Below are 24,051 nucleotides of genomic sequence, written 5' to 3' on the forward strand. Positions count from 1 at the left end.
TCGTCCTGACGCGGGAGTCAGTGGTCTCTGGTGGAATAGGTCTATGTCGCCCCTAGCGCTCGTCCCTCGTTCCGCCCTCGTCGCCGAGCCAACGCTCGACGCCGATCAATCGCGTGCGGCCGATGCCCTGGCGACAGGCGGGCGCAACGTCTCCATTCTTGGCGTCCCCGGCTCGGGCAAGACAGCGGTCGCGGTAGCTGCGGCGGCGCGAGCAGTCGCCGCCGGCGTCGCGCCCGAACGAGTGCTGGTGATCGCCCCCACGCGGGTGGCCGCGGCGATGCTCCGTGACAGGGTCTCGGCGGCCATGGGCAGGCCCACAGGCTCCCCCGTGGTGCGCACCGCGGCATCGGCCGCCTATGCGGTGCTGGCAGCGCGCGCCCGGGTCGACGACATGCCGCCGCCCGCTTTGGTCACGGGCGCGGAGCAGGACGTGATCCTGCGGGAACTGCTCGAAGGACATGCGGCGGGCGTAGGCGCTGTCGTCGACTGGGGCGCAGTGGTGCCTGATGACGCCACCGCGCTGGGCGGGTTTCGCGAGGAGCTGCGCAACCTGTTGATGCGCGCGGCGGAGGCCGGCTTGGGGCCCGAGGACGTGGCCGAGTTGGCCCGCCGCACCAATCGACCCGAGTGGCTCGCGGCGTCGCGCGTCTACGCCGAATACGAGGACACCATGGCGCTCAGGGCGTCGCCGGGGGACCAGGGTGCGCGCTACGACCCCGCCGCCGTCATCGCGTACGCGGCCGATGCGCTTGAGCAGTGGGACGAGTCCGTTGACGGGCCGCGCCCGGGCTGGGATCTGGTGATCGTCGACGACTTCCACGACGCGACGGCGGCGACCGGTCGTCTTCTGCAGGTTGTCGCGGCGTTGGGCTCCCGGATCGGAGTGCTCGGCAACGCCGACGAGTCGGTTCAGGGTTACCGCGGGGCCATGCCGGCCGCGCTAGGCGCCGCGTCGCGTCCGCTGGGACGGGACGGTTTCAACGCGGACGTCACGGTGCTCGTCCGCCAGTATCGACAGCACCCCGCGCTCGCGGAGGTCACCGAACGTGTCGCGGAACGCATCGGCATGCCGGCGGGGTCGGCCGCCCGTCCGCGGCGCGGGCAGGCGACGACGCGAGGGGCAGAACCCGCCGAGGAGGGGGAGGCCGGCGACCAGAGCGCCGCCGGCGCGGCGCCCGAGCCTGAATCGCGGATCAGCGTGGTGGCGGCGCCCAACCGCTACTCGCAGTCGAGGGCGATCGCGGCCCAACTGCGGCGCGCTCGTCACGGTCTGGACGGTCAGCAGACGCCGTGGGGGAGCATGGTGGTCATCGCACGCTCTGGCTCACAACTGCGCGAACTGCGTTCCGGCTTGATCTCGGCGGACATCCCGTGCGAGACGCTCGGCGACGCGATCGCACTGCACCGCGAGCCCGCGGTCGCGGCTTTGTTGAGCGTCGTGAGACTGGCCCTAGGCGAGGAGTGGACCGAGGACGCCGCGCTCGAGCTACTCGGCTCACGCCTCATCGGCCTCGATTCTGTCGGTATTCGCCGCCTGCGGCGTTCGCTGGTGAGGGCCGACCGCGAGGCCGGCGGCACGGCCACGAGCGCCGACTTGCTGATCGAGGCGCTCGACGCTCCTGAGGCGCTTGCCGTGCTCGCGGAGCCAGAGTCACGCCGCGCCCGCGTGGCCGCGCTGGCGGTGCAGGCCGGCCGGGCGGCGGCAGTCGCGCCGCACGCTACTCCGGGTGGCGTGCTCTGGGCGGTCTGGGACGCGGCGGGAGTCTCCGACGCGTGGCGGGATGCGGCGCTCGCTGGCTCTTCACGCGACGACGCGGACCTCGACGCCGTGATCGCGCTGATGCGCGCCGCTCAAACCTTCACGGAACGCATGCCGGAGGCTCGGGTCGGCCAATTCCTGGACTACCTGGAGGCTCAGGACTTTTCCGCAGACTCGCTCGGCGCGCGGGCGGCTGGTGTGGACGTGGTGTCCTTCGCGACTCCGGCATCGGCCGCCGGGCGCGAGTGGGACCTGGTCGTGGTGGCGGGCCTCGAGGAGGGCGTATGGCCCAACCTCAAGCTGCGGGACTCCGTGCTGGGAGCGGCGCACCTGGCCGACATCCTGGCGGGGCGCGCGGACCCCGTCCCCTTGACGAGCGAGAGCCGCGTGGTCGCCGCCCACTCGGCCCGCAAGGGAGTGCTCGACGACGAGACGCGCGCGCTGCTCGTCGCGGTTTCACGAGCCAGGCAGCGGCTAGTCGTCGCGTGCCTCGAAGGCGACGACATGCGGCCGTCGCGCTTTGTCGCCGTGATCGAGGAGGCTGCGGGGGTGAAGCGCGTCGACGCGGTCACCCTCGCTCGGGTGGCGGACCTCCGCGCCGCCGTCGCGACCCTACGGTCCGAGGCCGACGCGACATCGCCGGACGAGCGCGAGGGCTACGTCCGCATGCTCGCCAACCTCGCCCTGCTTGACCTGCCCGGCGCGCACCCTGCCCGATGGAACGGCGTGCCGGTGCCCTCCACGGATCTCCCGTTCTGGGACGACGACGCGGAGGTGAGGGTCTCGCCGTCGCGGGTCGACGCGGTGGAGCGGTGCGCTCTTAAGTGGGCACTCGAGAGCGCGGGCGGACGCAAGGAAAGCTCGCACGCGCAGGACCTCGGCACCATGATCCACGAGATCGCGGCGATGCTGCCGGCGGGCACCGAGGCCGAGTTGATGGCCGAGCTCGAGGTTCGATGGCCCACGGTCGGCGGCATGGAGACGTGGGCTCAGCGCGTCGATTACCAAAAGGCGCGGGCGATGGTGGGCAAGCTCGCCACGTACATCGGCGGGTCGCAACCGGAATCTGTCGCGGTCGAGGAGGACTTCGCCGTGACGCTTGGGCGGGCTCGGCTCGCTGGCCAAGCGGACCGCGTGGAGATCAGCGACGGCACGGCGCGCATCGTCGACTTTAAGACGGGTGCGCCGATCGCCAAGGGCGAGATCGGCGAAAACGGCCAACTCGCGATGTATCAGCTGGCTGCCAACCACGGCGGTTTCGAGGGAGTGTCGACGGCGCGGGATGCGTCGCTGGTTTTCCTGGGCGATGTGGGGCGAGTCTCGGTCAACGAGATGGTGCAGCTTCCCATCGACGACTCGGTCGCGCGAGCGCGACTGGACGCCGTCGTGACCGTCATGACGGGAAGCAGCTTCGAAGCCACCACCAACTCTCAATGCGACCACTGCCCGGTGCGCCGGTCTTGTCCTGCGCGCCCCACGGGAAGACAGGTAACCGAACTATGAGCGATCTGAGCAACGACGACGTGAGCAACGACGACGTGAACAATGACGACGCGGACTCTCCCGGAGGTGCAAGTACAGACCTCGCCGACACGGGAACAGTAGAGGGCCTGGGTCGCGGAGTCCTCGAACTCGCGGACATGATTAGCGTCGGGAAGCCTCCCACGCCGGAGCAGCAGGCCATCATCGGCGCGGACCTGGGCCCCATGCTGGTGGTCGCGGGCGCGGGATCCGGCAAGACGGAGACGCTGTCCCTGCGGATCGCGTACCTGGTCGATCACGGCCGCGAGTTGCTGGGGCGTGACATTGCGCCCGACGAGATCCTCTGCCTGACCTTCACTCGCAAGGCTGCCGCGGAAATCGCGGAGCGGTCGGCGGCGCACCTCGAGCGCATCTTCGGCACGGACGCGGGGCGCCCCGAGCCGTCCGTCGCGACGTACAACGGGTACGCGGCGCGGCTGGCGGCCGAACACGGACTGCGCATCGGCGTGGACCCCGAGTCGACGGTGCTGACGGACGCCGCACTGTGGCAGCTGGCGGTGTCGATCGTGGACAACTGGACCGCCACCCTCGAGATCGACTCTGCCGTGAGCTCCGTCGTGTCGGCCATCCCGCGCCTCAGCAGTCAGATGCGCGACCACCAGGTCACGCCCGCCCGCCTGCGCACGTGGGCGCAGGGCGCGCTCGCGGACATGGAGATGCTGCCCAAGAAGATGGACGATGACATGCCGGGCGTGTTCACCAAGGCGCTGGGAGGGCAGGTAGGAAAGCTGCGCTCCCTGATCGCGCTCGCCGACCTGGTCGAGGAGTTCCAGCAGCGCAAGCGCTTTGGGGGCTACCTCGACTACTCCGACCAGGTCGCGACGGCCGTCCAACTCGCCGAGATGCCGGCGGTGCAGGCGATCGAACGCAGCCGGTACCGGGTGGTGCTGCTCGACGAATTCCAGGACACGTCGCCCGCGCAACTCGAGCTTTTTGCCACGATGTTCGGGGCAAATCACCCCGTGATGGCGGTGGGCGATCCGAACCAGGCGATCTACGGCTTCCGCGGCGCTTCGGCCGCCGCGCTCAAGGACTTTGTGCGCAAATTTGGCGGGCAGAACCACGTCCGGCAGCAGACGCTGTCGGTCTCGTGGCGCAACGAGGCCAGCATCCTGGCGGCGGCTAACGCGGCGGCGGGTCCCCTCCGGGAGGAGTCAGCCGTCCACGTCGAGCCGCTGGTGTCCAAGTCCCAGTACCTGGGCGTCGCGCCCCAGGAGCGTCCCGCGCCCGGCGTCGAGTCCGTGGTCTACGACGACGCGCTCTCCGAGGCCGCGGGCGTCGCCCGCTTCATGATGGAACGGCGCCAGCAGTGCGCGGACATCGCTGGGGTCGCGCCCGATCAGGTGACCGCAGCGGTGTTGTGCAGGCGGAAGGCGCAGATTGGCCCCATCGTGAACGCCTTCGAGGCGGCGGGCATCGAGTACGAGGTGGTGGGCCTGGGCGGGCTGCTGGACACTCCGGAGGTCACGGATGTGGTGGCATTGCTGGAGGTCGCTCATGATCCCTCCCGCGGAGATTCGCTCATGCGGTTGCTCACCTCCGAGCGGGTCAACCTTGGCCCCCGCGACGTGATGGCGCTGAGCGACTGGGCGCGCCAGCTCGCGGGCTCGCGCGCCGTCCGGGAGGGGGAGCCCTCCATCGTGGACGCGCTTGCCGACCTGCCGGACGAGCGCTGGGTGTCGTACGAGGACCGGGCTTTGAGCCCGGAGGCCCGGGCTAGGTTGTCCGCCCTGCAGCGCGTCGTCGACCTGGTGCGCACCCACACGTACCTAGGTCTCACCGAGTTGATCGTATTCGCCGAACGCGCTTGGGCCCTCGACATTGAGTCCGCGGTCGCACGCCCGGATGGCAGGGCCCAGCGCAACATGGACGCCTTTATAGACGCGGCGCACTCCTTTGTGGTCGGGTCCGAGCGCGCCACCCTGGGTGCGTTCCTGGCGTGGCTGGACGCCGCGCGCAGCGAGGAGGGCGGGCTGGCCGCTCCCGTGAAGAACCCGGAGCCCGGCACCGTGCAGATTCTCACGGTGCACGCCTCCAAGGGGCTCGAGTGGGACGTGGTGGCGGTTCCGGGCCTCAACGACGGACAGTTCCCCTCCGTGGGGACGCCGTCAAAGTCAACTCCGTACTACAAGGACTCTGCCTGGCTGTCCGGCACGGGCGAACTGCCGTGGGAGCTACGGATGGATCGGGACAACCTGCCCGAGTGGTTCTGGCGCGACGCCGTTGACCACGCGACGCTGGCCACGTCCATCTCGGAGTTCAAGCGCGACGCGGGTCAACACCGGCTCGACGAGGAGCGCCGACTGTTCTACGTGGGGCTCACCCGGGCTCGCGCGCACGTGTTCCTCAGCGGGTCGTGGCGCACTGGAGGAACGACGGTACGCAGCCCGGCTCCGTTCGTGCTCGAGCTCGTCGAAGCGGGGCTGATCTCAGACGGCGACTGGGCGGAGGCTCCCGACCCCGATCTCCCTGCAGAGGATGCCGTGGTGGTGCGGGCTCCCTGGCCCGCGCCCGCGTCCGAGGCGCAGCTGCGACGGCGGCAGCTCGCGTCGGAGGTGCAGGACGCAATGGCGCAGGCCGCCGCCGCGCCTTGGGACGAGTCGCTGCCGCTCGCGACGGAGATAGCGGCGATGCTCGCGGAACGGGACGCGCGGCGCACGCGTGTCGCGTCGGTAGAGACACCCGCCCACCTGTCCACATCTGCGCTGGTGTCGCTGCGGCGGGATAGGGACGCGTTCGCTATCCAGCTGCGCCGCCCGGTGCCGTCGCCGCCGACCGACGCCGCGCAACGGGGCAGCGCGATGCACGCGTGGATCGAGGGGCAGTACGGCCACGTTCCCTTGTTCGAGGTCGACGACGCGGACGAGTCTCCCCACGGCGAGAGCCTGGACCGGCTCAAGGCGACCTTCCTGGCGTCCCCGTGGAGCGCTCGGGTGCCGACCGATGTCGAGGTCGACGTTGAGATTCCGCTCGGAGGGGTCACCGTCCGTTCACGGATCGACGCGGTCTTTCCTGTGGGCAGGGGTTTGACCAAGGTGACAGTGGTGGACTGGAAGTCGGGTTCCCCCGCGCGTGACGTGGCCGAGCAGGAGGCGCGCGAGGTGCAACTTTCGGTCTACCGGCTGGCCTGGTCGCGCTGGAAGGGAATTCCCCTCGAGGATGTCGACGCGGCGTTCTACTACGTCGGAGCGGACGTCACGGTGACTCCCGTGCACCTCTTGACGGCGGAGGAGATCGAGGGGCTGCTGCGAGGGAACCAGGGCGGATAGGCCCTGGGCGCCCTGGGTGTCCCGGCGGCGAGGGTCGAGCTAAGGCGACTTAGTCTTCGTCCTCGAAGAGCAGCGCCTCGAGGTCGTACAACATGCCAACGCCGTCGCTGACGACGTCGACGTTCTCAGTGCGTACGCCGTACATGAGCCAGCGCAGCAGCGCCATCTCGGACGCGAGGCGTGCGCGGTCGAGCAGGTGCGGGTCGCGGACCTCGCGTCGCGCGCCGGTGTACGCCTCGGTGATGGTGTCGAGGACGTCCGTGGGGGCCGATGCGACGAGCCACGCCAGGTCATCCGCCGGGTCGGCGACGCGTGCGTCCATCCAGTCGACAACCCCGCTGATGTGGCCGTCCGACACCATGAACTGGTGCTCGCCCATGTCCCCGTGTACCACCGTGGTCTCAAACCTCCACCAGGCGACGTTCTCGAGCTGTCGTTCCCAGCGGTCGGCGAGGCGCGGCGGGACCTTGCCGGTTTGCACACCGGCGTCGAGCTCGGCCAGGCGCCGTTCGCGGTAGCTTTCAGCGCTGTAGGCCGCGAGTCCCTGATCCTCGACCAGCGAGGGCGGTAGTTCGTGAATCTGCGCGATGGTTCGCCCCAGTGCGGCCGTCAGGCCAGGGCCAGGCTGGAGGCTGGCCAGGACTAGAGGGGCGCCGGGAACCTCGGAGTAGACCACGGCACGGCCGCCCTCGGTCAGCGGCGCGGCACCTGCGGGGTGCGGCACATCGAAATCGATGAGGCCGGCGTCCTTCGCGCGGGCGAGCGCAATCAGCAGACCCTTCTCCGCCTCGAGGGCTGCACCGGCGGTTGCCCGCTTGGGCGCCCTCACCACCCACCGCTTACCGGTGGAGTCGCGGACGATCACGACGTCGAAGTCGCTATCCGAGTGGGGGCTTCGCAGGACGTCGTAGACATCGAGCCCGGGCACAGCAACAGAGGCCAAGGCGGCGAGCGCGAGCGGTGAACGTGGCACGTGCTCACGGTAAGGCCAAACTGCGTCAATTGCCACAGTCCACGCCGCCCGTATTGGGACCCAAGAAGTTATCCGTCGCTGAGCAAGGCTGCCCGCCCGGTGGCGTACGGTGAAACCGTGCCTACTGACTACCCCCTGATGGACCCCCTGCTGGTCGATCGCAGCGCCCACCGTCGTGAGTCCGTCGACCCGGCGGCGAGCTTCGCGATCGTGGTGCGCGACGGCGCGGTGATGGTGAAGGACGGCCGCCTGGTGGAGCGGGCACCGGGTGACCACCCGGAGTCCTCGCTCGCTGTGTACCTGGGTCGGCACGCTGATCGCGATTTCGTAGCGCTGGTGCCTGCCGCAGACCCCGCCGCGACCGTGCCGGGCGCGTCCACCGCCGCGGAGTTCGACGTGACGGAGTCAGGGGCGCGGGGCGAGTACATGATCGGCCTGCGAGACGCTTTTCTGATGTTCTCGGCCGCCGGGACGGCGGGAGAGCGCGACCGCGAGCTCGCGGCGACGGCCGTCGCCATCACCACCTGGCACGCGAATCATCCCCACTGCGCGCTGTGCGGTGAGCCCACTCGTCCAACCTCCGGCGGATGGGTACGGCGTTGCGACACCGACGAGCGTGACCACTATCCACGGACCGATCCCGCGGTGATCGTCGCGATCACTGACCAGGACGACCGCCTGTTGATGGCGCACGCGTCCTATTGGTCCGCGGGACGGTTCTCGCACTTGGCGGGGTACGTGGAGCCGGGGGAGTCCTTCGAGCAGGCAGTGCATCGCGAGGTATTCGAGGAGGCGGCGCTGACCGTCCACGATCTTGTCTACGTCGGTTCCCAGCCGTGGCCCTTCCCCGCGTCGATCATGGTGGGGTTCACCGCGCGCGTCGATGACCCTCATTTCACGCTCGACCAAGACGAGATCACCGAGGCGCGGTTCGTGAGTCGAGCGGAACTCGCCTCCCTGGTAGCTGACGGGACGATGATCGTCGCGCCCGCAGGGTCGATCGCGCGACGCATGATGGAGGATTGGTACGGCGGACCGATCGGGTAGTTCGATCCACTGAGTTTGCTGGACTGGGCCGGGCGGCGAGTCCGACTCGGAACGGCGCCCCGGACCTGTGGAGAGGGCGCGCAGTGTCACCCATGCCTGACACAATGCCTGTGATGTCTGCCGACGAGATTCTTGATGCCCTAGACCCCGAACAGCGCGAGGTTGCTACCGCGCTGCACGGTCCCGTTCGAGTGCTCGCGGGTGCCGGGACGGGCAAGACCCGTGCCATCACGCACCGTATTGCGTACGGGGTGCGCGTGAGCGCGTACAACCCCCAGACAGTCCTTGCGGTGACCTTCACCGCGCGCGCCGCCGGCGAGATGCGTCAACGTCTGCGTGCGCTCGGTGCCACGGGGGTTCAGGCGCGCACCTTTCACGCCGCCGCGCTGCGTCAGCTGAGCTACTTCTGGCCGCAGGTGGTGGGCGGGCAGATCCCGCAGATCGTGAGCCAGAAGGCGCAGCTCGTGGGGCGCGCGGCGCGCCAGGTCCGCCTCAGCGTTGACCGGCTGGCGGTGCGAGACCTGTCCAGCGAGATCGAGTGGGCGAAGGTGTCGATGATTGACCCGGCCGACTACCCGCAGGTCATCGGCGAGATCGGGCGGCCGACCCCCGCCGGGGTGACGCCCGCGCAGATGACCGACGTGATGCGTGCTTACGAGGACGTGAAGACGGAAGCGGTGGTCCTCGACTTCGAGGACATCCTGCTGCTGTTGTCCGACATCATCGGCAGGCACCCTGAGGTCGGCGACCAGATTCGTCGGCAGTACCGCCACTTTGTAGTGGACGAGTACCAGGACGTCTCGACGCTGCAGCAGTTCCTCCTCGACCAGTGGCTCGGGGGGCGGGAGGAGCTCTGCGTGGTGGGAGACCCCGCGCAGACCATCTACTCATTCGCCGGCGCCTCGCCTCAGCACCTGCTGGAGTTTCCACAGCGTTTTCCCGGCGCAACCCTGGTGCGCCTGGTGCGCGACTACCGCTCCACTCCGCAGGTGGTGAACCTCGCCAACGGCCTGATGAAGCAGCGTGGTTCGGCGCAGACCGGGGTCGAGCTCGTGGCTCAGCGCCCGTCGGGGCCGGAGGTCGCGTACATCGCCCACCAGGACGATGCCGAGGAGGCTGCGCGCACCGCGGAAGCGATCGGCAGGCTGATCGACGCGGGCGTGCCCGCCCGCGAGATCGCGGTGCTTTATCGCATCAACAGCCAATCGGAGGAGCTGGAGGACGCGCTGAGCAAGCGCGGCATCGGCTACCTGGTGCGCGGCGGTCAACGGTTCTTCGCCCGCGACGAGGTTCGCAAGGCGATGGTGCTGCTGCGTGGCGCCGCTGTGGCCGCGTCGGAGTCGACCTTGGGCGAACGGGTGCGCGAGACGCTGATGGACGTGGGATGGACCGAGCAGGCGCCCGCGGAGCGCGGCGCGGTGCGCGAGCGCTGGGATTCGCTTCAGGCTCTCGTGCAACTGTCCGACGACTTCGATGCCGATGCGGCAGGCGAGGGCGACAACGCGGCCACGCTGCGTCAGTTCGTGGAACACCTGGCCGAGCGCGCCACCGCGCAGCACGCGCCCGCGGTCGAGGGGGTCACTCTCACCACGATGCACGCCGCGAAGGGCCTTGAGTGGGACGCGGTCTTCATCGTCGGCCTATCCGAGGGCCTGCTTCCCATCAAGATGGCGGAGACCGACGAGGCGGTGAGCGAAGAGCGGCGACTGCTTTACGTCGCAATCACCCGCGCTCGCGAGCACCTCACCATGAGTTACGCGCTGTCCAGAAAAGAGGGCGGCCGGTCGCATCGCAAGCGCACTCGATTCCTGGAGAAATGGTGGCCCGATGCTAGGCAGGCATCCCCCCGCCGCGCGTCGTCGTCGTCGAAGCTGGCGGAGCTGGACGTGGAGCAGTTGCGGCTGTTCGAGTCGCTCAAGGCGTGGCGCCTCGAGGTCTCCAAGGCGGACAGCAAGCCCGCCTTCACGGTGCTCGTTGACTCGAGCCTGGTTCAGATCGCGACCAGCCGTCCGGGTACCTTGAGCGACCTCGCCCGGATCAACGGCATCGGCGCCTCAAAGTTAGAAAAGTATGGCCTGCTGATCCTCGAGGTCGTCGCCGCGCACTAGCGGGTTGGAGCATCGGCAGGAGGGGTGCGTCCGCACCACCCGCTCGGTGAGGCGCGGGCCGTCGCCATTGGTGCGGCTCTCGGCGCGCCACTGACGCGCATCTGACCCTCCTCCGTCCAGGAATCGAACCACCGAATCGCAGGCCACCCCCGCCGTCAATGCTCGCACCGCGGCGGAGGCGTGGGTGGGTCGGGACCCGTTGCACTGCAGGGCTACCAGCGGCCAGTCCGCATCGGCCTCGGTACGGCTGATTCCCAGGCAGGTGAGGCAGGGCCCAGCACCCGGGATCACGAATGGGCCGACCGTGACCCCGCGCTCGTCGGTGATCACCGGCAGGTGTGGCTGGTCCGCCGCCATCAGGTCACTCACCAGCGCCAGGTCGGGGCTGCCGCTCGCGACGATCACCGTGACGTCGGGGGAGCGGCAGGAGCTCCCGGCGCCCGCGACGTGTGCGGCGTGCGGCACCCACCCGTTGATGGCGCGTGCCGCGCGATGTGCGCGCGTGACACCCGCGACCATGGTGACGGGTGTGGCCGCGGCGGCAGGTTTGGCGTCCTCGAACTCGATGCGTCGTACGCCCGCCTGCGCCAGGCACAGCCCGATGGCCATGGCGAGGTCGTCGGCGCCCACGACGCAGACTGTCGCGTGCCACGTTCCTGTTCCTGTCCCTGTGCCCTCGCCGGAGGAGGCGGTGCCTGGGGGCGACGAGGTGCCGCGATGGGCGAGCAATCCGTGCAGGTCGAGCCTGCGAATCACGTGCTCGTAGCGCGCCACGTCCGCACTCGTGCAGGCGGATGCTTCCTCGAGCCGGGCGACGAACGCAGCCTCCTCGCTCGATAGCCCCTCGAGCACCACCGGGTCCGCAAGTCCTATTCGCACCCGGTTGCCGTCCAGCGCGAAGACGGCAAGCCCATCACGCAGACGCGGCGGCACCGATCCGAGGTTGGCGGCAGCGGCGCGGGTCCTAGGGATGCTCATCGGTCGAGCCTGGCACTCTCGAGCGAGCCGTGGGCGGTATCCACAGGCCGGCGGCCGGCTGCCGCGCGGCGCGCTCCGGGTCCCGCCCGGCTGCGGCGTCAGGCGGCGCTCTCGAGGGAGATGCCCCCGGAAAACACAAAACGGGCCGACCCTCATGGGTCAGCCCGCCTCGTGGTGCGTCCTAGGACGCGAAGTATTACGCCTTGCCGAGGATGCGGTTCAGCTTGGTGCCGCACTCGGGGCAGATGCCCTTGGCCATACGGCGACCGTTCTCGGAGATGACGACGTCACCCTCGGTGGTGCGCTTTTCCTTGCACTTCACGCAGTAGAACTCGCCTGAATACTTTTCGCCCATGAGGGTCTCCTTTTGTAATGGCGCGGCCGTGAGGCCGCACATCCTTAAGCCGCGTGGGCCCGTTCCCGACAAGCGTAGACGGATTTACGCACAAAAACGTTCAATTCGTGCGCGGGGTGTCGTACGTGTCGCTAAGAATCCCGTCGCGGGTCATCGTCGGCGGACCCGTTCTCGCCGTCGCCAGGGCCCTCTTCGGCGTCCTTTTGGCTGTCGCCAGCCCCGGCATCGGTGTCGCCACCGTCGGAGTCGGGGTAGCCGCCGCTCAGCAGTTTCTCCAGATCGCGGTCGAGGTCGTCAGCGTCGCCGCCGCCGCTTACCGCGGTGTTGACCCACGCCTCCCAGTCGCCCAAAGCGGTTGCGTCCGGCAGGAGATCGGGATGCGACCAGAAGTTGTCGCGCGCCTCGGGCCCGAGGCGTACCGACAGGGCGGCCCACAGCGACGATGCGTCGCGCAGGCGGCGGGGGCGTAGCTCCAGACCGAGCAGCGAGGCAAAGACGTCCTCCGCGGGGCCCCCGGACGCACGGCGCCTGCGCATCATCTCTCGCAGGCGTCCGATGTGCGGCAGGTGCGGGGCAGCGGCACGCGTCGTCACCTCGTCCACCCAGCCCTCGATCAGCGCGAGCATGGTCTCGACGGACTCGAGGGTGGCCAGCTGCGACTCGGAGTGGTCGGGCGCGAAGATGCCGCGGCTGAGCGCCTTCTGAAGCTTGGCGGGGTCACCCGCTCCCGCGTCACGGACGGCGGAGTCGAGAGCCTCAGGGTCGATGTTGATGGTGCTCGCGTAGCGCTCGATGGCGCTGTGGAGCTGACCGGGCAGCCAGGGCGCGGCCGCGAAGAGACGCACGTGTGCCGCCTCGCGTAGCGCCACAAAGGTGCGCACCTCGTCGGCGTCGATCTCGAGGCCCTCAGCGAAGTCGGCGATCGCATGCGGGACGAGCGCCACGCGTGAGTCCGGCAGCAGCGGGATGCCCAGGTCAGTGCCGCCAAAGGCCTCACGTGCCATTTCCCCCGCGGCCTGACCCATGTGCATTCCGCACACGGTGGGGCTGACGGAGCTGAGGATTCCAGAAGCATTCTCGCCGCCCAGGCCGAACGCGGCCAGCTCGTCGTCGCCCGCGCCTGCTGAGTCTTCGCTCTCCCCTCGCAGCACTGCGCCGAGCGCGTGAGACACGCTCACCGCGACGGGACCGGCGAGTACACGCCAGGTCGGCATGGTGGCCTCGACCCATTCGGCGCGGCTCCAGACGGCTGGCTGAAGAGAGGAGGGATCAAAGTCGGTGACGGCGTCGAGCCACAGCTCGGCACGCGAGACCGCGGCGCGGTGACTATCAGCGACCGATGCGGTGATGGTGGGGTCGCCGCCCTGCGCGGCCACGCCGCGCGCAACGTCGTGAGCCAGGGTCCAGTTGACGTCCTCGCCGGCGCTCTGAGACATGAGGTCACGGATTTGGGAGAGGACGTGGTCCATCATCCCGGGCGAAGCGGAGATCCCTGAGGCGCTGGCGAGTGCCGCCGGGTCCATGCCCATGCGCTGCAATTCCTCGAGCGCGTCCTCCGCGTCGTCGCCGAACAACTCGCGGAGTAGCTTCATCCAAGGGGTGGTGTCGTCGTTCACGGAGCCTCCAGTGCGCAATGGTCGTCGGAGTCGACGCCTGCTTGTCTCACGGTAACGTCCGAGGAGCGCGATTCGGCGCATCGTTCGCTATAAGCAATGATGGAGGGCGTGACCCTACCGCCCACCTCGCCAGTCGAGTCCGCTTTCGCCCCCGGCGACGCCGCCGAAGAGCGTCCGCTCGAGGGGCCCACCCCGCGCGTGTCGACGCGGCGCGCGACGGTCATGTCCGCAGCCGGATTGGTCACGTCGATCCTGATAGCGGTGCTGACGGTGATCCCTTCGCAGTTCGCGATCGGGGGGCCCGGCCCGACGTATGACACGCTCGGCGTCGACGACAGCGGCGAGCCTCTGGTCGCCATCGAGGGCGCGCCGACGTATCCCGCCTCGGGAGAATTGCGACTCACCACCGTGTCGGTCAGCCGCGGTGGGTCGAGCCTGTTCACCATGGGAAGCGTGCTCGCCGGATACTTCTCGTCGCAGCGCTACGTGGTTCCCGAGGAGTTCGTCTTCGGCGACCCCGACCAGGAGGCCGACTACGACGAGCAGGCCCAACAGGATTGGATCACGTCTCAGGAGAGCGCGACGGTGTCGGCTCTCGAGGCTCTTGGCGTCCCCGTACCAGCGACTATTCGCGTCGCAGGGGTTCAGGAAGACTCGAATGCGGTGGGTCTGTTGCAAACAGACGACGTCCTGACGGCGATCGACGGGCAACCCGTCGAGACGTACACGGAGATGTCCGAGGCCGTGAGTGTTCACGAGCCCGGAGACATGATTCAGGTGACCGTGATGCGTGGCGAGGAAGAGGTCACCGAGTCCTTCGAGATGCTCGACGCGGGCGACGGCACTGCGGTGATGGGAATCTGGATCGACCCCACCTTCGACATCCCGATCGACGTCACCGTGCAGATCGACCGTGTGGGCGGCCCGAGCGCGGGCACCATGTTCTCGTTGGCGATCATGGACAAGCTCACCGAAGAGGACGAGCTGTCCGGCCAGAACGTCGCGGGCACCGGAACGATCGACGCCGACGGCGACGTGGGCCCCATCGGCGGCATTCAGTTCAAGATGGACGGCGCCAGCAAGGCGGGCGCCGAGTACTTCCTAGCCCCGGTCGAGAACTGTGAGGACGTGCGCGGGCACGTTCCACAAGGGTTGAGCGTTTTCAGTGTGGACAACCTGGACGACGCCTACACCGCCGTAGTGGCCATCGGCTCGGGTAACACCTCTCAACTTCCCACCTGCTAACTCTCGTGGCACATTTAGTGCCAGGTAACAATCTTCAGCTATCAGTGCATGAGCAAAGGAAATATCAGTGTCTTCCGAGCCAGAACGAAACTCCCGGCCGCAGCCCATCGCGACGCCGCCCCAACGCCGCTCACCGCTACTCATCGCGGTCATCGCGGTGGCGGTGCTCGCCCTCGTGGTGGTCATCACCGCCAATGTGTGGACCGAGGTGGTCTGGTACCAGCAGCTCGGATTCACTGACGTCTGGCGCACCCAGTGGATCACGCGCGTCGCTCTGTTCACGGTCTTCGGGATCGTCGCGGCCTTCTCGGTGTGGATCTCGCTGTGGATCGCGCGCCGCGTGCGCCCAGCGCCGACCGCGCAGCGGTCGACGCTCGACCAGTACCGTGAGCAGATTCAGCCGCTCGAGCGCATCATCATGGTCGCGCTGCCGTTGTTCGTCGGTCTCATCGCGGGTGCCGCGATGTCCGCGAATTGGAAGGGCATCTTGGCCTGGATGAACCAGGAGTCCTTCGGCATAGTCGACCCTGAGTTTGGGCTCGACGCCTCGTTCTACGTCTTCACGTTGCCGGTACTGCAGTCCTTTGTGGGGTACTACCTGGCCATCACCATCATCTGCACCTTGCTCGCCGCGTTTGTGCACCTGTTGTACGGGGGCATCGGCGGAGGCGGACGCAAGTTCGTCGCATCCGGTGGGGCTCGCATCCACCTGGCGATCATGGGCCTGCTGGTCATGATCGGAATCGCGGCGAACTATTGGCTCGACCGTTATGCGCTGTTGAACAAGCAGGGCGAGGCCCTCTACGGCGCCTCGTACACCGACATCAACGCGATTCTTCCGGCGCTCGGAATTCTGGTCGGCATCGCCGTGCTGGTCGGAGTGTCGTTCCTCATCGTGATTTGGCAGGGAGACTGGCGGATTCCGGCCATGGGCGTCGCGCTCATGGTGCTGAGCGCGATCGTCGTCGGTTGGGGTTACCCCGCCGTGGTGCAGCGTTTCCAGGTGGAGCCGAACGCGCAGGAGCTCGAAAGCCCTTACATCCAGCGCAATATTGATGCGACCCGGTACGCGTACGGCCTGGACGACATCGAGGTCACGCAGTACAACGCGAAGACGGAGGCCGAGGGCGAGGCGCTACGCGCCGACGCGGAAACCACGACGCAGATTCGCCTGCTGGACCCGAACGTTGTCTCGCCTGCCTTCCAGCAGCTCGAGCAGAACAAGCAGTATTACAACTTCGCAGCGGACCTCAACGTGGACCGTTACGACATCAACGGCGAGCTGCGCGACACCGTGATCGCGGTGCGTGAGCTCAACCTCGACGGCCTCGGTGACGAGAACCGCACCTGGGTGAATGACACCACGGTCTACACGCACGGATTCGGCGTCGTTGCCGCGTACGGCAACCGGACGCAGCTCGACGGGCAGCCGGACTTCTACGAGGGCGGCATCCCGTCCGTGGGTGAGCTCGGGGACTACGAGCCGCGCATCTACTTTGGCGAGTCCACGCCGGCCTACTCGATTGTTGGCGCGCCGGAAGGCACGGCTCCGTGGGAGCTCGACTACCCCACGGATAGCTCGGACACGGTCCAGGGCAACCAGGTCAACACGACCTACACCGGCGACGGTGGGCCCAGCATCGGCAACACCTTCGCCAAGTTCATGTACGCGATCAAGTTCGGTGAAGAGCAGATCTTCTTCTCCGATCGCGTCACCTCAGAATCTCAGATTCTGTACTATCGCGAGCCGCTCGAGCGCGTCGCCCGCGTGGCCCCGTACCTCGAGCTGGACTCCTCCGCGTACCCCGCGGTGGTGGACGGCCGCGTGGTGTGGATCGTCGACGGCTACACGACCTCCTCCCAGTACCCGTACTCCGGTTCGCTCGAGTCCGCCAGCCTGTTCGCGGGCTCCGAGGATCGACTCACGCCGGTCAAACTGAACTACATGCGCAACTCCGTCAAGGCGACCGTTGACGCTTACAACGGCGAGGTGACTCTCTACGCGTGGGACACGGAGGACCCGATCATTAAGACCTGGTCCAACGTCTTCCCCAATGACCTCAAGCCGATGTCAGAGATCTCGTCGGACCTCATGAGCCACCTGCGCTACCCGCAGGACCAGTTCACGGTGCAGCGCTTCCAGCTGTCGAGTTACCACGTGGAGGACGCCGCGGACTTCTACTCCGGGCAGGACTTCTGGCGCAATCCGTCCGATCCCACCCCCGGTGGAACCGGACCGCAGCCGCCTTATTACCTGACGCTGCAGATGCCGGGCCAGGAAGACCCGACGTTCTCGCTGACGAGCTCCTTCATCCCTGGAGGTAACTCCGACCGCAACGTGTTGACCGGTTACCTTTCGGTTGACTCCGAGACCGGTAACGAGGCGGGCAAGGTCGCTAGCGACTACGGGCAGTTGCGACTGCTCGAGTTGCCGCGCGACACGACGATTCCCGGTCCAGGTCAGGTCCAGAACAACTTCAACTCCAACTCCGACGCGCAGACCACGCTAAACCTGCTGCGTCAGGGTGAGACGGAGATCATCAACGGAAACCTGCTGACGTTGCCGGTTGGCGGCGGGCTGCTGTACGTGCAGCCGGTTTACGTCCAGTCGAGCACCGGAACACAGGTGCCGCTGCTTCGCAAGGTGTTCGTCTCCTTCGGAGACTCGGTTGGCTTTGCCGACACCCTCCAGGGCGCGCTCGATCAGGTATTCGGCGAGGGTGCGGCGGTGACGACGGATCTCGAAACCGGAGAGCCCAGCACGTCGGACCCGGATGCCACCGATCCTGACACGACTGACCCGCTGACTCCGGAGCCGGAGGCTACCGACCCCGACGCGACACCAGGGGTGGGCACCGCTAGCGAGGAGGACCAGCAGGCGCTTCGCAGCGCACTGGCCAAGGCGCAGCAGGCCATCGCGGACGGCCAGGCGGCCCTCTCGATCGGCGACTTCGGCGCCTACGGCGACGCCCAGCAGGAGCTCTCGAGCGCTCTTGAGGACGCGATCGCTGCGGAACGCCGGATCCAGGACACGGCCGGCGGTGCGGCAGAGGAGACTCCGTCGCCCACCGTGAGCCCCTCGGCGGACGCGTCCTAGGCGACGCACCGCACTGGAGCGAATAGTCGCTCAAACGCAACTGGGCCCGGCGAGCATCTGCTCGCCGGGCCCAGTTGCGTTGGGCGCTGTCGCGCCGGCTGCCCGGCCTAGTCCTCGAGGTGGCGGGCCGTCACGCGGCGCACGATCACGGTAAGGAAGATCCAGGAGACGATGATCGCCGCGGCGGCGACGTACGTCAACGGCACCGATGCGTCGAGCGCGTCAGCGTTGTCGATCTCGCCGGTGGCGAAGTCGACGGCGAAGAACGAGGTCATGCTGGCTGCGATGCTCATGATCCACACGAGGCACCAGGGGAGCCACCATCCGAGGAGGACTCCCATGCCGACCTTGCGGTGAGCGATGGCCTTCATGCCTAGGAACGGAAGGACAAAGTTGGCGAGCGGGACGAACCATCCCCACCACTCGACGTGCGGCGGGCCGCCGGCCTTGACTCCACGCTTGGCTAGGTTCGAGCGAATGCGCGACATCCATAGGGCCAGCATGATGAACGAGGCCAGGCCAATGACACCCCCCAGCGCCTGCAGCACGGTCGAGGCCACGTCAATCGTGGTGTCTCCGGAAACCAACGAGTCTTTGGCGGCCTCGACCGAGCTCTGGGCCGTGGCTGCAGTAATCAGCTGCACCAGCAGGTAAAGCCCAGTGGTGACGATGGTCGCCATGGCGAGCCCGGTGGGTGGCGAGGCCGCCCAGCCGGGCTGCGCGAAGCCGCCGGGAGGCGGCGCCTGGCCTGGTAACGGTGGTGCGGGCGGCGCGGCCGGGTAGCCGCTCGCGCCGTGACCGGGGGAGTCGACAGACTGAGATGGGGTTTGCAGGTACGGATCATTTGGTGTGCTCATGCGCACGACTCTAGCCCCGTGAGACATCAACCGCAGGGCGAAGAGCGGGCGATTAGGTAAGCGCCCGTAATCACTGTAGAGTTGGGCTTACCGACGCGGGGTGGAGCAGCTCGGTAGCTCGCCGGGCTCATAACCCGGAGGTCGCAGGTTCAAATCCTGTCCCCGCTACTACAGAAAGACCTCTTACCAGGGGATATGCCTTGGTAGGGGGTCTTTTTTCTTTGCCTAATGGGTCGAGTTTGGCTTCTGCGCGACTCGGGCGAAGCTACGGAACGGAATCTGCCCCGCTACAAGCGCAGTCACGGTGAAATGAAGAACGTTGACTTGGCGACACACGAGCCGCCATTTGGCAGGGTGCGAATCAGCCGGCTATGGCAGCCGCGAATGTCGAAGTGGGCGGCGGGACCACGAGCGCGGTGGCGGGGTCACGGGCAATCGCGGTCCGGGCCTCGCGCCGGGAGGGTCACGAAGAAGCTGGTGCCCTTCCCGGCCCCGGCGCTCTCTGCTCGGATGTGGCCGCCGTGGGCTTCGGTGAGCGCGCGAGCGATTGCGAGACCGATACCGGTGCCACCGGCGCCACGAGAGCGACCGTCGTCGACGCGGTAGAAGCGTTCGAAAACACGCGGGAGGTACTCGGCAGCGATTCCGTCTCCAGAGTCCTTAACCGTGATCGCGACTCCCTGAGCAACCGACCGTGCAGACATCTCGACCAGCCCTCCTGCAGGTGTGTGGCGTAAGGCGTTCTCCAACAGGTTGGCGAGAACCTCCTGAATGCGGTCCGTGTCTACGGTGATCGATCGGGTGCTGGCGTCAGGTCCGAGGGTAAGGCGCACACCCTTGGCTTCGAAGGCCAGTGCCTCGGCGCGTGCGGCGACCCTCAGTAGGTCGCCTACCGCGACATCTTTGAAGTGAAGATCGAGCCCACGCTCCTCAGCACTGGACACGCGACCGACATCGTCGACCAGCCGCTCGATCCTGGAGATCTCGGCGTCGATGCGCTCAAAGGTGGCCCGGTCGGCCGGCAGGATCCCGTCCGCGATCGCCTCGTGGTATCCGCGCACGGTACTTAGCGGGGTACGGAGTTCATGGGACAAGTCGCGCAGTACCTCGGCCCGCGACTTCTCGGTTCGAGCGAGGCTGCTTGCCATCTGCCCGAAGGCGTCCGCGAGAGAGTCGAGCTCGGTGCCATCGCCCGAGCGAGGCACACGCACCGAGTAGTCGCCGGAAGCGACCGCGCCCGCAGCCTCGGCCAACCCTCGCAATGGACGGACGGCTCGGCGGGACACGAACCATCCGACTGCGAGGGCGGTGAGCGTGGCCACGGCGATCGCCACGGCGAGCGAGAGCAAAATCGCCTGAGAGAACGCCATATCCAGGTGGGCGGCCATCTCGGAAGTCATCGGTCCGACCGCGTTCTCGACGTGCTCGCGGAATATCCCAGGGGCCAATCCCAGTGCCACGACGAGCAACGTGATCCCGCCCGCGAGAATGACCAGGGCTTGGGCAAAAAGTAGGCGTGCGCCGAATCCTATTCGCCACTTAACGGCCCTCATCTGGCCCCACCCATCCTGTAGCCCACACCGCGGACCGTCCGCACGTATCGGTACTCGGCCGGGTGGTCCCCGAGCTTGCGACGCAGATTGCCGACGTGCACGTCGATCACGTGGTCATCACCGAACCAGTCTTCACCCCACACAGCTTCCAGTAGCGCGCGGCGCGCTAGCACAGCCCGCGGTCGGCTCGACAGGGTGTCCAGGATGTCAAACTCCGTCCTGGTCAACTCAATCCGTTCCCCCGCCACGGAGACCTCGCGGCCAGCCACGTCGATCACCAGGTCCCCGAAGACCCGGCTGGGGGCGCCCGTGTCGGGGCTGCGCGGACGCCGCAGCATGGCGCGCACTCGGGCCGTGAGCTCGCGCGGGGAGAAGGGTTTGGCAAGATAGTCGTCCGCGCCCACGGACAGCCCGATCACCCGGTCTAACTCGCTGGCCCGCGCGGTCAACATGATGATGTAGGTATCAGAGAAGCCCCGCACCTGGCGACACACTTCAATCCCGTCGATACCCGGGAGCATCAGGTCTAGAACGATAACGTCCGGCTCCCACGCCTGCGCCCTGGCGACGCCCAACTCACCGTTTGGGGCCACGTCCACATCAAACCCTTCGGCTCCGAGGTAATCAGAGATCAGGAGAGCGATCGGCTCGTCGTCCTCGACGACGAGCACGCGCCAGCGACGCCCGGCCGGTGCGCGAGCATCGACCGGGGCCACCGGACCCGATCCAGGAAGAGTCACGATGCGTCGGACATCTCAACGAATGCTCCGTGCCACGAGTGGTACCAGACTTCACCGGACGTCGCATTCACAGAAAGCATGCCGTCGAGTTCGCCGCCGCTCAGCGTGTGGAGCGTGTAGTAGCCGGGAAAGGCATCACCGGTGGACGCCGTGAGCCCGACTCCGTCGGCCTGGTCGGCGAGCCATTCGTTGGCGATTTGCTGAGCCTCGGTTCCGCTGATCCGCAGGTCCGAGCCGCCGCGTGCCATCATTCCGTAGCGCGTGTTCCACATCCGCGCTGGTCCCAGTTCGAGCTGCACGTTGCCTGAGAGGGGATCGATAAGGACCTCCGTGGCAAGCGAGCCATCTGCCTCGACGAGCTCGGCGTAGTACTGCCTGTCGAACTGCATCACCTCACCGACGGTCAGACCCGGCCGCAGTTCCGTCGCGAACAACTGAGCCTGTTCGCGCGCACCACCAAGGTCGATGACCGGCTCGCGAGCCCCGCTCGAATCGACGCCCCCGAAGTCGCCACCGCCCATCATTCCGTACGATGCGCCGTTAGTCATTCCGGTGCCCCAACCGGCAACACCCTGCCCCTGGGCCAGCATCCACGCGCCCGAACCCAGGATCGCTGCGACCGCGGCTATTGGAACGACCAGCGTCCGCAGCCGCCGCCTGATCGTGGACATCAGGTCCCGCTTCGGTTCGAGCGCAACGTCGCCCGCATCGAGTCGTACGCCGCGACGTCGACTTCTCCGGCAGCGAATCGACGATCCAGGAGTTGCTCCGGGGTCTCGCCCTGCGCCAGGCTCGTCTGGCCGCTACCGACAGCATCATCATGGCGACTGGCAGGGAAGGCCCGGACAATCAGCCAGACAACCAGGACGATCACTCCGATCCAGAACAGCGCCATTGCGATCCACCCGCCAGCACCCATGCCGTATCCATATCCCATCATGTTGACAACCTCCTTATGAGTTTTGTTTTGTGAACATCTCCCATTGTGGTTTGGCCATGTCAAGATGGCCCACGGCGTTTCCTCAAGATTTCCTCAAGTCTCGCGTGCGACCACTATCAGTCGCGCATCGGCCCTGGCAGCAGGCGGCCGCGCGCGCCACAGACGCGCCGTGCCGTGGCGTGGCGACGAGGCGACCACGTACCCGTGGTGGACCTCGGATATCGAGGGAAGCTCCCCGTAGTTGCGCGCTGAACTCAGCGGGGGTGAGAGGAAGCGCTTCTTGGTTCGCAGAACATCCGTGGTGTCCGCACAGTCAAGAGTTTCCTCGAGCATACGAGGGACGGTGCTCAGTCACGCAGGGGCGCACGACAAGCGCCGAACGGTCCTCAAGATATGTGGCTAGGAGCTCACTCCGTCGGTGACGATTCCAGACGTCGAAGAGCAGCGCTGAGCCGCGAGGCGGCGTCGTCGGCGACGGCTTCAAGCCCGTCGTTGCCGGTCAAGGTGACCATCACGTGCGGGTCGAGGGCCTCGACCAGGGTGCGACCCTCGTCGACGGCGCGCACCACCACGTTGCAGGGCAACAGCATTCCGACCGACTCCTCCAATTGCAGGGCACGATGAGCAAGCGGCGGGTTGCACGCACCAAGGATCACCTGCGGGGCTATATCAACGTCAAGCTTGGTCTTCATCGTGGCTGCCATGTCAATCTCGGTCAGGATCCCGAATCCCTCCTCGGCCAACGCGGCGCGCGCTGCCGCGAGAGCCGGCTCGAAGGGTTGGTTGATGGTGACGGTGAGGCCATAACTCATGATGTGTTCCTTTCAATCCAGGGAGAGGTTGGAGTGAACCCCCAGCACCGCGGGACCATCCGATTCCAGTCGGGCGCTTTCGCAACAACCGTATCTTCGTGTGCTTCGTAGTCGCAATATGTGCAGCATTTGTGCGGAGAGTTCGCTGCATGCCGTCCCGGTCGGTTCCTCCGACTACGTCAAGAGGTCGCCGCGCACCTTTGCCAGGCACCGGAGACTGAGCGGAGTGAGGCGGCGCAGAGTTGGCGCGTCCGCCGCGGCCATTGCTCGAGTCGCCGGCGACTAGGGGACGTAAGTCCCCGGTAGATGGCCAACAGCGCCCATAGCGTCAGTGGTGACCGTTCACTCCACGCCTAAGACTACGGAAGTCTGCCGTGACCACTTATCTGTATCTCTCGTTGATCCCCCAAGCGCTTATCGCTTCGATGCTGCCGCCAGAGGATTTTGGCGCGTACTTCTCCGTCGGTAGCGCCAAGCGCTCACGCGGTCAGGCGCTGTTCTTCTCCGTCGACCGCGCGCAGTTGGATGCCGGCGACTTTCCGCTCGACTACCTCGACGAGCGCTGTGTGGCGCACACCGACGGTAGCCCCAAGCGCTCGCTGTATCTCAGCATCTACCGGGTGCTCGAGAAGGTGCCGCTCGCGGCGTTGACGGCACTGCACCTCGTCACCGACGACGGCCGCGTGCTGACCCTGTCGCCCAGCGAGTTCGCCCCGGACGGAGAAGAGCGGGCGCACCTGTACCAGGAGTTCTGCCCCGTGCAGCCGCGAGTGGTGAGCAGCCTGGACCCCAGCGGGTTCACAAGTTTCATCACCGACAGCTCGCAGCCGGTGCACGTGCCTCGCATCGTGTTCGCCGAGCTGACGCTCGGAAACCTTAAGAACAACGTCGACGCGCTCGAGATCGACAACCTGCCGTACCCGAACATCGGGCACCTACGGGACTGCCTGCGAGAGCTCGCGGCTGACCCCTCGAAGCCCACCAAGACCGTGCTGCGACAGATGACCCAAGAGGTGCTGTTCCGAACAATCCGCAACGGATTCTTCGTGGGCGACGCCGACGGCATCGTCGCGTTCACCATGCCCTCCCAGGACGAGCTCGAGCGCGAACACTTCGCGTGGTGGCGGTCCGCCCAATCAGCTTTCGGTTACTAAGGAAAA

General features: G+C 67.3%; 18 protein-coding genes and 1 tRNA gene. 8 read left to right on the top strand and 11 right to left on the bottom strand.

All coding sequences use genetic code 11. The features are described 5' to 3' along the window. Positions 1-43: 43 nt before the first annotated feature. Together ACQU6B_RS02610 and ACQU6B_RS02615 are read left to right on the top strand one after the other, a co-directional pair. Positions 44-3,262: a PD-(D/E)XK nuclease family protein gene (locus ACQU6B_RS02610; RefSeq protein WP_430868489.1), complete on the top strand. Its 3,219-nt coding sequence runs from the start codon at positions 44-46 to the stop codon at positions 3,260-3,262. Beyond that, positions 3,259-6,570: a UvrD-helicase domain-containing protein gene (locus tag ACQU6B_RS02615; RefSeq protein WP_430868490.1), complete on the top strand. Its 3,312-nt coding sequence runs from the start codon at positions 3,259-3,261 to the stop codon at positions 6,568-6,570. The genes ACQU6B_RS02610 and ACQU6B_RS02615 overlap by 4 nt, the downstream gene beginning before the upstream one ends. Before the next feature lie 49 nt (positions 6,571-6,619). Here the strand turns inward: ACQU6B_RS02615 and ACQU6B_RS02620 are convergent, their stop codons facing one another. Then, a complete protein-coding gene (locus ACQU6B_RS02620; RefSeq protein WP_430868491.1) occupies positions 6,620-7,543 on the bottom strand; it encodes a phosphotransferase in 924 nt (307 codons plus the stop codon). Between the two features lie 117 nt (positions 7,544-7,660). Between ACQU6B_RS02620 and nudC the strand changes: the two genes are divergently transcribed. Next, positions 7,661-8,590 carry an NAD(+) diphosphatase gene (gene nudC, locus ACQU6B_RS02625; protein WP_430868492.1) on the top strand — a complete coding sequence of 310 codons (930 nt, stop codon included), beginning with the start codon at positions 7,661-7,663 and terminating at the stop codon, positions 8,588-8,590. A gap of 113 nt (positions 8,591-8,703) precedes the next feature. Continuing rightward, on the top strand, positions 8,704-10,698 hold the full coding sequence (locus ACQU6B_RS02630) for an ATP-dependent DNA helicase UvrD2 (protein WP_430868493.1): 1,995 nt from the start codon (positions 8,704-8,706) through the stop codon (positions 10,696-10,698). On the opposite strand, the gene ACQU6B_RS02635 is transcribed toward ACQU6B_RS02630, so the two are convergent. From ACQU6B_RS02635 to ACQU6B_RS02645, 3 genes are all read right to left on the bottom strand, one after another. Next, positions 10,651-11,676 carry a hypothetical protein gene (locus ACQU6B_RS02635; protein WP_430868494.1) on the bottom strand — a complete coding sequence of 342 codons (1,026 nt, stop codon included), beginning with the start codon at positions 11,674-11,676 and terminating at the stop codon, positions 10,651-10,653. The genes ACQU6B_RS02630 and ACQU6B_RS02635 overlap by 48 nt on opposite strands. Positions 11,677-11,872: 196 nt before the next feature. Then, positions 11,873-12,031 carry a DUF5679 domain-containing protein gene (locus tag ACQU6B_RS02640; protein WP_430868495.1) on the bottom strand — a complete coding sequence of 53 codons (159 nt, stop codon included), beginning with the start codon at positions 12,029-12,031 and terminating at the stop codon, positions 11,873-11,875. Between the two features lie 131 nt (positions 12,032-12,162). After that, complete coding sequence (locus ACQU6B_RS02645; RefSeq protein ID WP_430868496.1) at positions 12,163-13,647, bottom strand: zinc-dependent metalloprotease; 1,485 nt, start codon at positions 13,645-13,647, stop codon at positions 12,163-12,165. 108 nt (positions 13,648-13,755) lie between these two features. Between ACQU6B_RS02645 and ACQU6B_RS02650 the strand changes: the two genes are divergently transcribed. Next, positions 13,756-14,892: a YlbL family protein gene (locus ACQU6B_RS02650; RefSeq protein WP_430868497.1), complete on the top strand. Its 1,137-nt coding sequence runs from the start codon at positions 13,756-13,758 to the stop codon at positions 14,890-14,892. Between the two features lie 67 nt (positions 14,893-14,959). Then, positions 14,960-17,989, top strand: coding sequence for a UPF0182 family protein (locus ACQU6B_RS02655; protein ID WP_430868498.1), 3,030 nt, complete (start codon positions 14,960-14,962; stop codon positions 17,987-17,989). Between the two features lie 107 nt (positions 17,990-18,096). On the opposite strand, the gene ACQU6B_RS02660 is transcribed toward ACQU6B_RS02655, so the two are convergent. Next, positions 18,097-18,846, bottom strand: a complete 750-nt coding sequence (locus ACQU6B_RS02660; RefSeq protein WP_430868499.1) for a DUF4328 domain-containing protein — start codon at positions 18,844-18,846, stop codon at positions 18,097-18,099. A gap of 94 nt (positions 18,847-18,940) precedes the next feature. Between ACQU6B_RS02660 and ACQU6B_RS02665 the strand changes: the two genes are divergently transcribed. Next, positions 18,941-19,014, top strand: a tRNA-Met gene (locus tag ACQU6B_RS02665). A 257-nt stretch (positions 19,015-19,271) separates the two neighbouring features. On the opposite strand, the gene ACQU6B_RS02670 is transcribed toward ACQU6B_RS02665, so the two are convergent. The 6 genes from ACQU6B_RS02670 to ACQU6B_RS02695 all read right to left on the bottom strand — a co-directional run bounded on the left by ACQU6B_RS02670 (position 19,272) and on the right by ACQU6B_RS02695 (position 22,891). Next, a complete protein-coding gene (locus ACQU6B_RS02670) occupies positions 19,272-20,399 on the bottom strand; it encodes a sensor histidine kinase (RefSeq protein ID WP_430868500.1) in 1,128 nt (375 codons plus the stop codon). Further along, entirely contained in the window at positions 20,396-21,139 is a 744-nt protein-coding gene (locus tag ACQU6B_RS02675; RefSeq protein WP_430868501.1) for a response regulator transcription factor, read from the bottom strand. Before ACQU6B_RS02675 ends, ACQU6B_RS02670 begins: the two co-directional genes overlap by 4 nt. Beyond that, positions 21,136-21,810 (bottom strand): hypothetical protein, encoded by a 675-nt coding sequence (locus tag ACQU6B_RS02680; protein WP_430868502.1) that lies wholly within the window; start codon positions 21,808-21,810, stop codon positions 21,136-21,138. The genes ACQU6B_RS02675 and ACQU6B_RS02680 overlap by 4 nt, the downstream gene beginning before the upstream one ends. Continuing rightward, a complete protein-coding gene (locus ACQU6B_RS02685) occupies positions 21,810-22,079 on the bottom strand; it encodes a hypothetical protein (protein WP_430868503.1) in 270 nt (89 codons plus the stop codon). Before ACQU6B_RS02685 ends, ACQU6B_RS02680 begins: the two co-directional genes overlap by 1 nt. Before the next feature lie 93 nt (positions 22,080-22,172). Further along, positions 22,173-22,412, bottom strand: coding sequence for a hypothetical protein (locus ACQU6B_RS02690; RefSeq protein WP_430868504.1), 240 nt, complete (start codon positions 22,410-22,412; stop codon positions 22,173-22,175). Between the two features lie 74 nt (positions 22,413-22,486). Then, on the bottom strand, positions 22,487-22,891 hold the full coding sequence (locus ACQU6B_RS02695; protein ID WP_430868505.1) for a DUF302 domain-containing protein: 405 nt from the start codon (positions 22,889-22,891) through the stop codon (positions 22,487-22,489). Between the two features lie 374 nt (positions 22,892-23,265). Between ACQU6B_RS02695 and ACQU6B_RS02700 the strand changes: the two genes are divergently transcribed. Further along, positions 23,266-24,045 carry a hypothetical protein gene (locus ACQU6B_RS02700; protein WP_430868506.1) on the top strand — a complete coding sequence of 260 codons (780 nt, stop codon included), beginning with the start codon at positions 23,266-23,268 and terminating at the stop codon, positions 24,043-24,045. The last annotated feature ends 6 nt before the right edge of the window (positions 24,046-24,051 follow it).

The sequence above is a fragment of the Demequina aurantiaca genome (genome assembly GCF_050598105.1).
In the GTDB taxonomy this organism is placed as follows: Bacteria; Actinomycetota; Actinomycetes; order Actinomycetales; family Demequinaceae; genus Demequina; species Demequina aurantiaca_A.

Coding starts and splice junctions, on each gene's coding strand:
- ACQU6B_RS02610 (WP_430868489.1), top strand. CDS start 44: ATGTCGCCCCTAGCGCTCGTCCCTCGTTCCGCCCTCGTCGCCGAGCCA.
- ACQU6B_RS02615 (WP_430868490.1), top strand. CDS start 3,259: ATGAGCGATCTGAGCAACGACGACGTGAGCAACGACGACGTGAACAAT.
- ACQU6B_RS02630 (WP_430868493.1), top strand. CDS start 8,704: ATGTCTGCCGACGAGATTCTTGATGCCCTAGACCCCGAACAGCGCGAG.
- ACQU6B_RS02635 (WP_430868494.1), bottom strand. CDS start 11,676: ATGAGCATCCCTAGGACCCGCGCCGCTGCCGCCAACCTCGGATCGGTG.
- ACQU6B_RS02640 (WP_430868495.1), bottom strand. CDS start 12,031: ATGGGCGAAAAGTATTCAGGCGAGTTCTACTGCGTGAAGTGCAAGGAA.
- ACQU6B_RS02660 (WP_430868499.1), bottom strand. CDS start 18,846: ATGAGCACACCAAATGATCCGTACCTGCAAACCCCATCTCAGTCTGTC.
- ACQU6B_RS02670 (WP_430868500.1), bottom strand. CDS start 20,399: ATGAGGGCCGTTAAGTGGCGAATAGGATTCGGCGCACGCCTACTTTTT.
- ACQU6B_RS02680 (WP_430868502.1), bottom strand. CDS start 21,810: ATGTCCACGATCAGGCGGCGGCTGCGGACGCTGGTCGTTCCAATAGCC.
- ACQU6B_RS02685 (WP_430868503.1), bottom strand. CDS start 22,079: ATGATGGGATATGGATACGGCATGGGTGCTGGCGGGTGGATCGCAATG.
- ACQU6B_RS02690 (WP_430868504.1), bottom strand. CDS start 22,412: ATGCTCGAGGAAACTCTTGACTGTGCGGACACCACGGATGTTCTGCGA.
- ACQU6B_RS02695 (WP_430868505.1), bottom strand. CDS start 22,891: ATGAGTTATGGCCTCACCGTCACCATCAACCAACCCTTCGAGCCGGCT.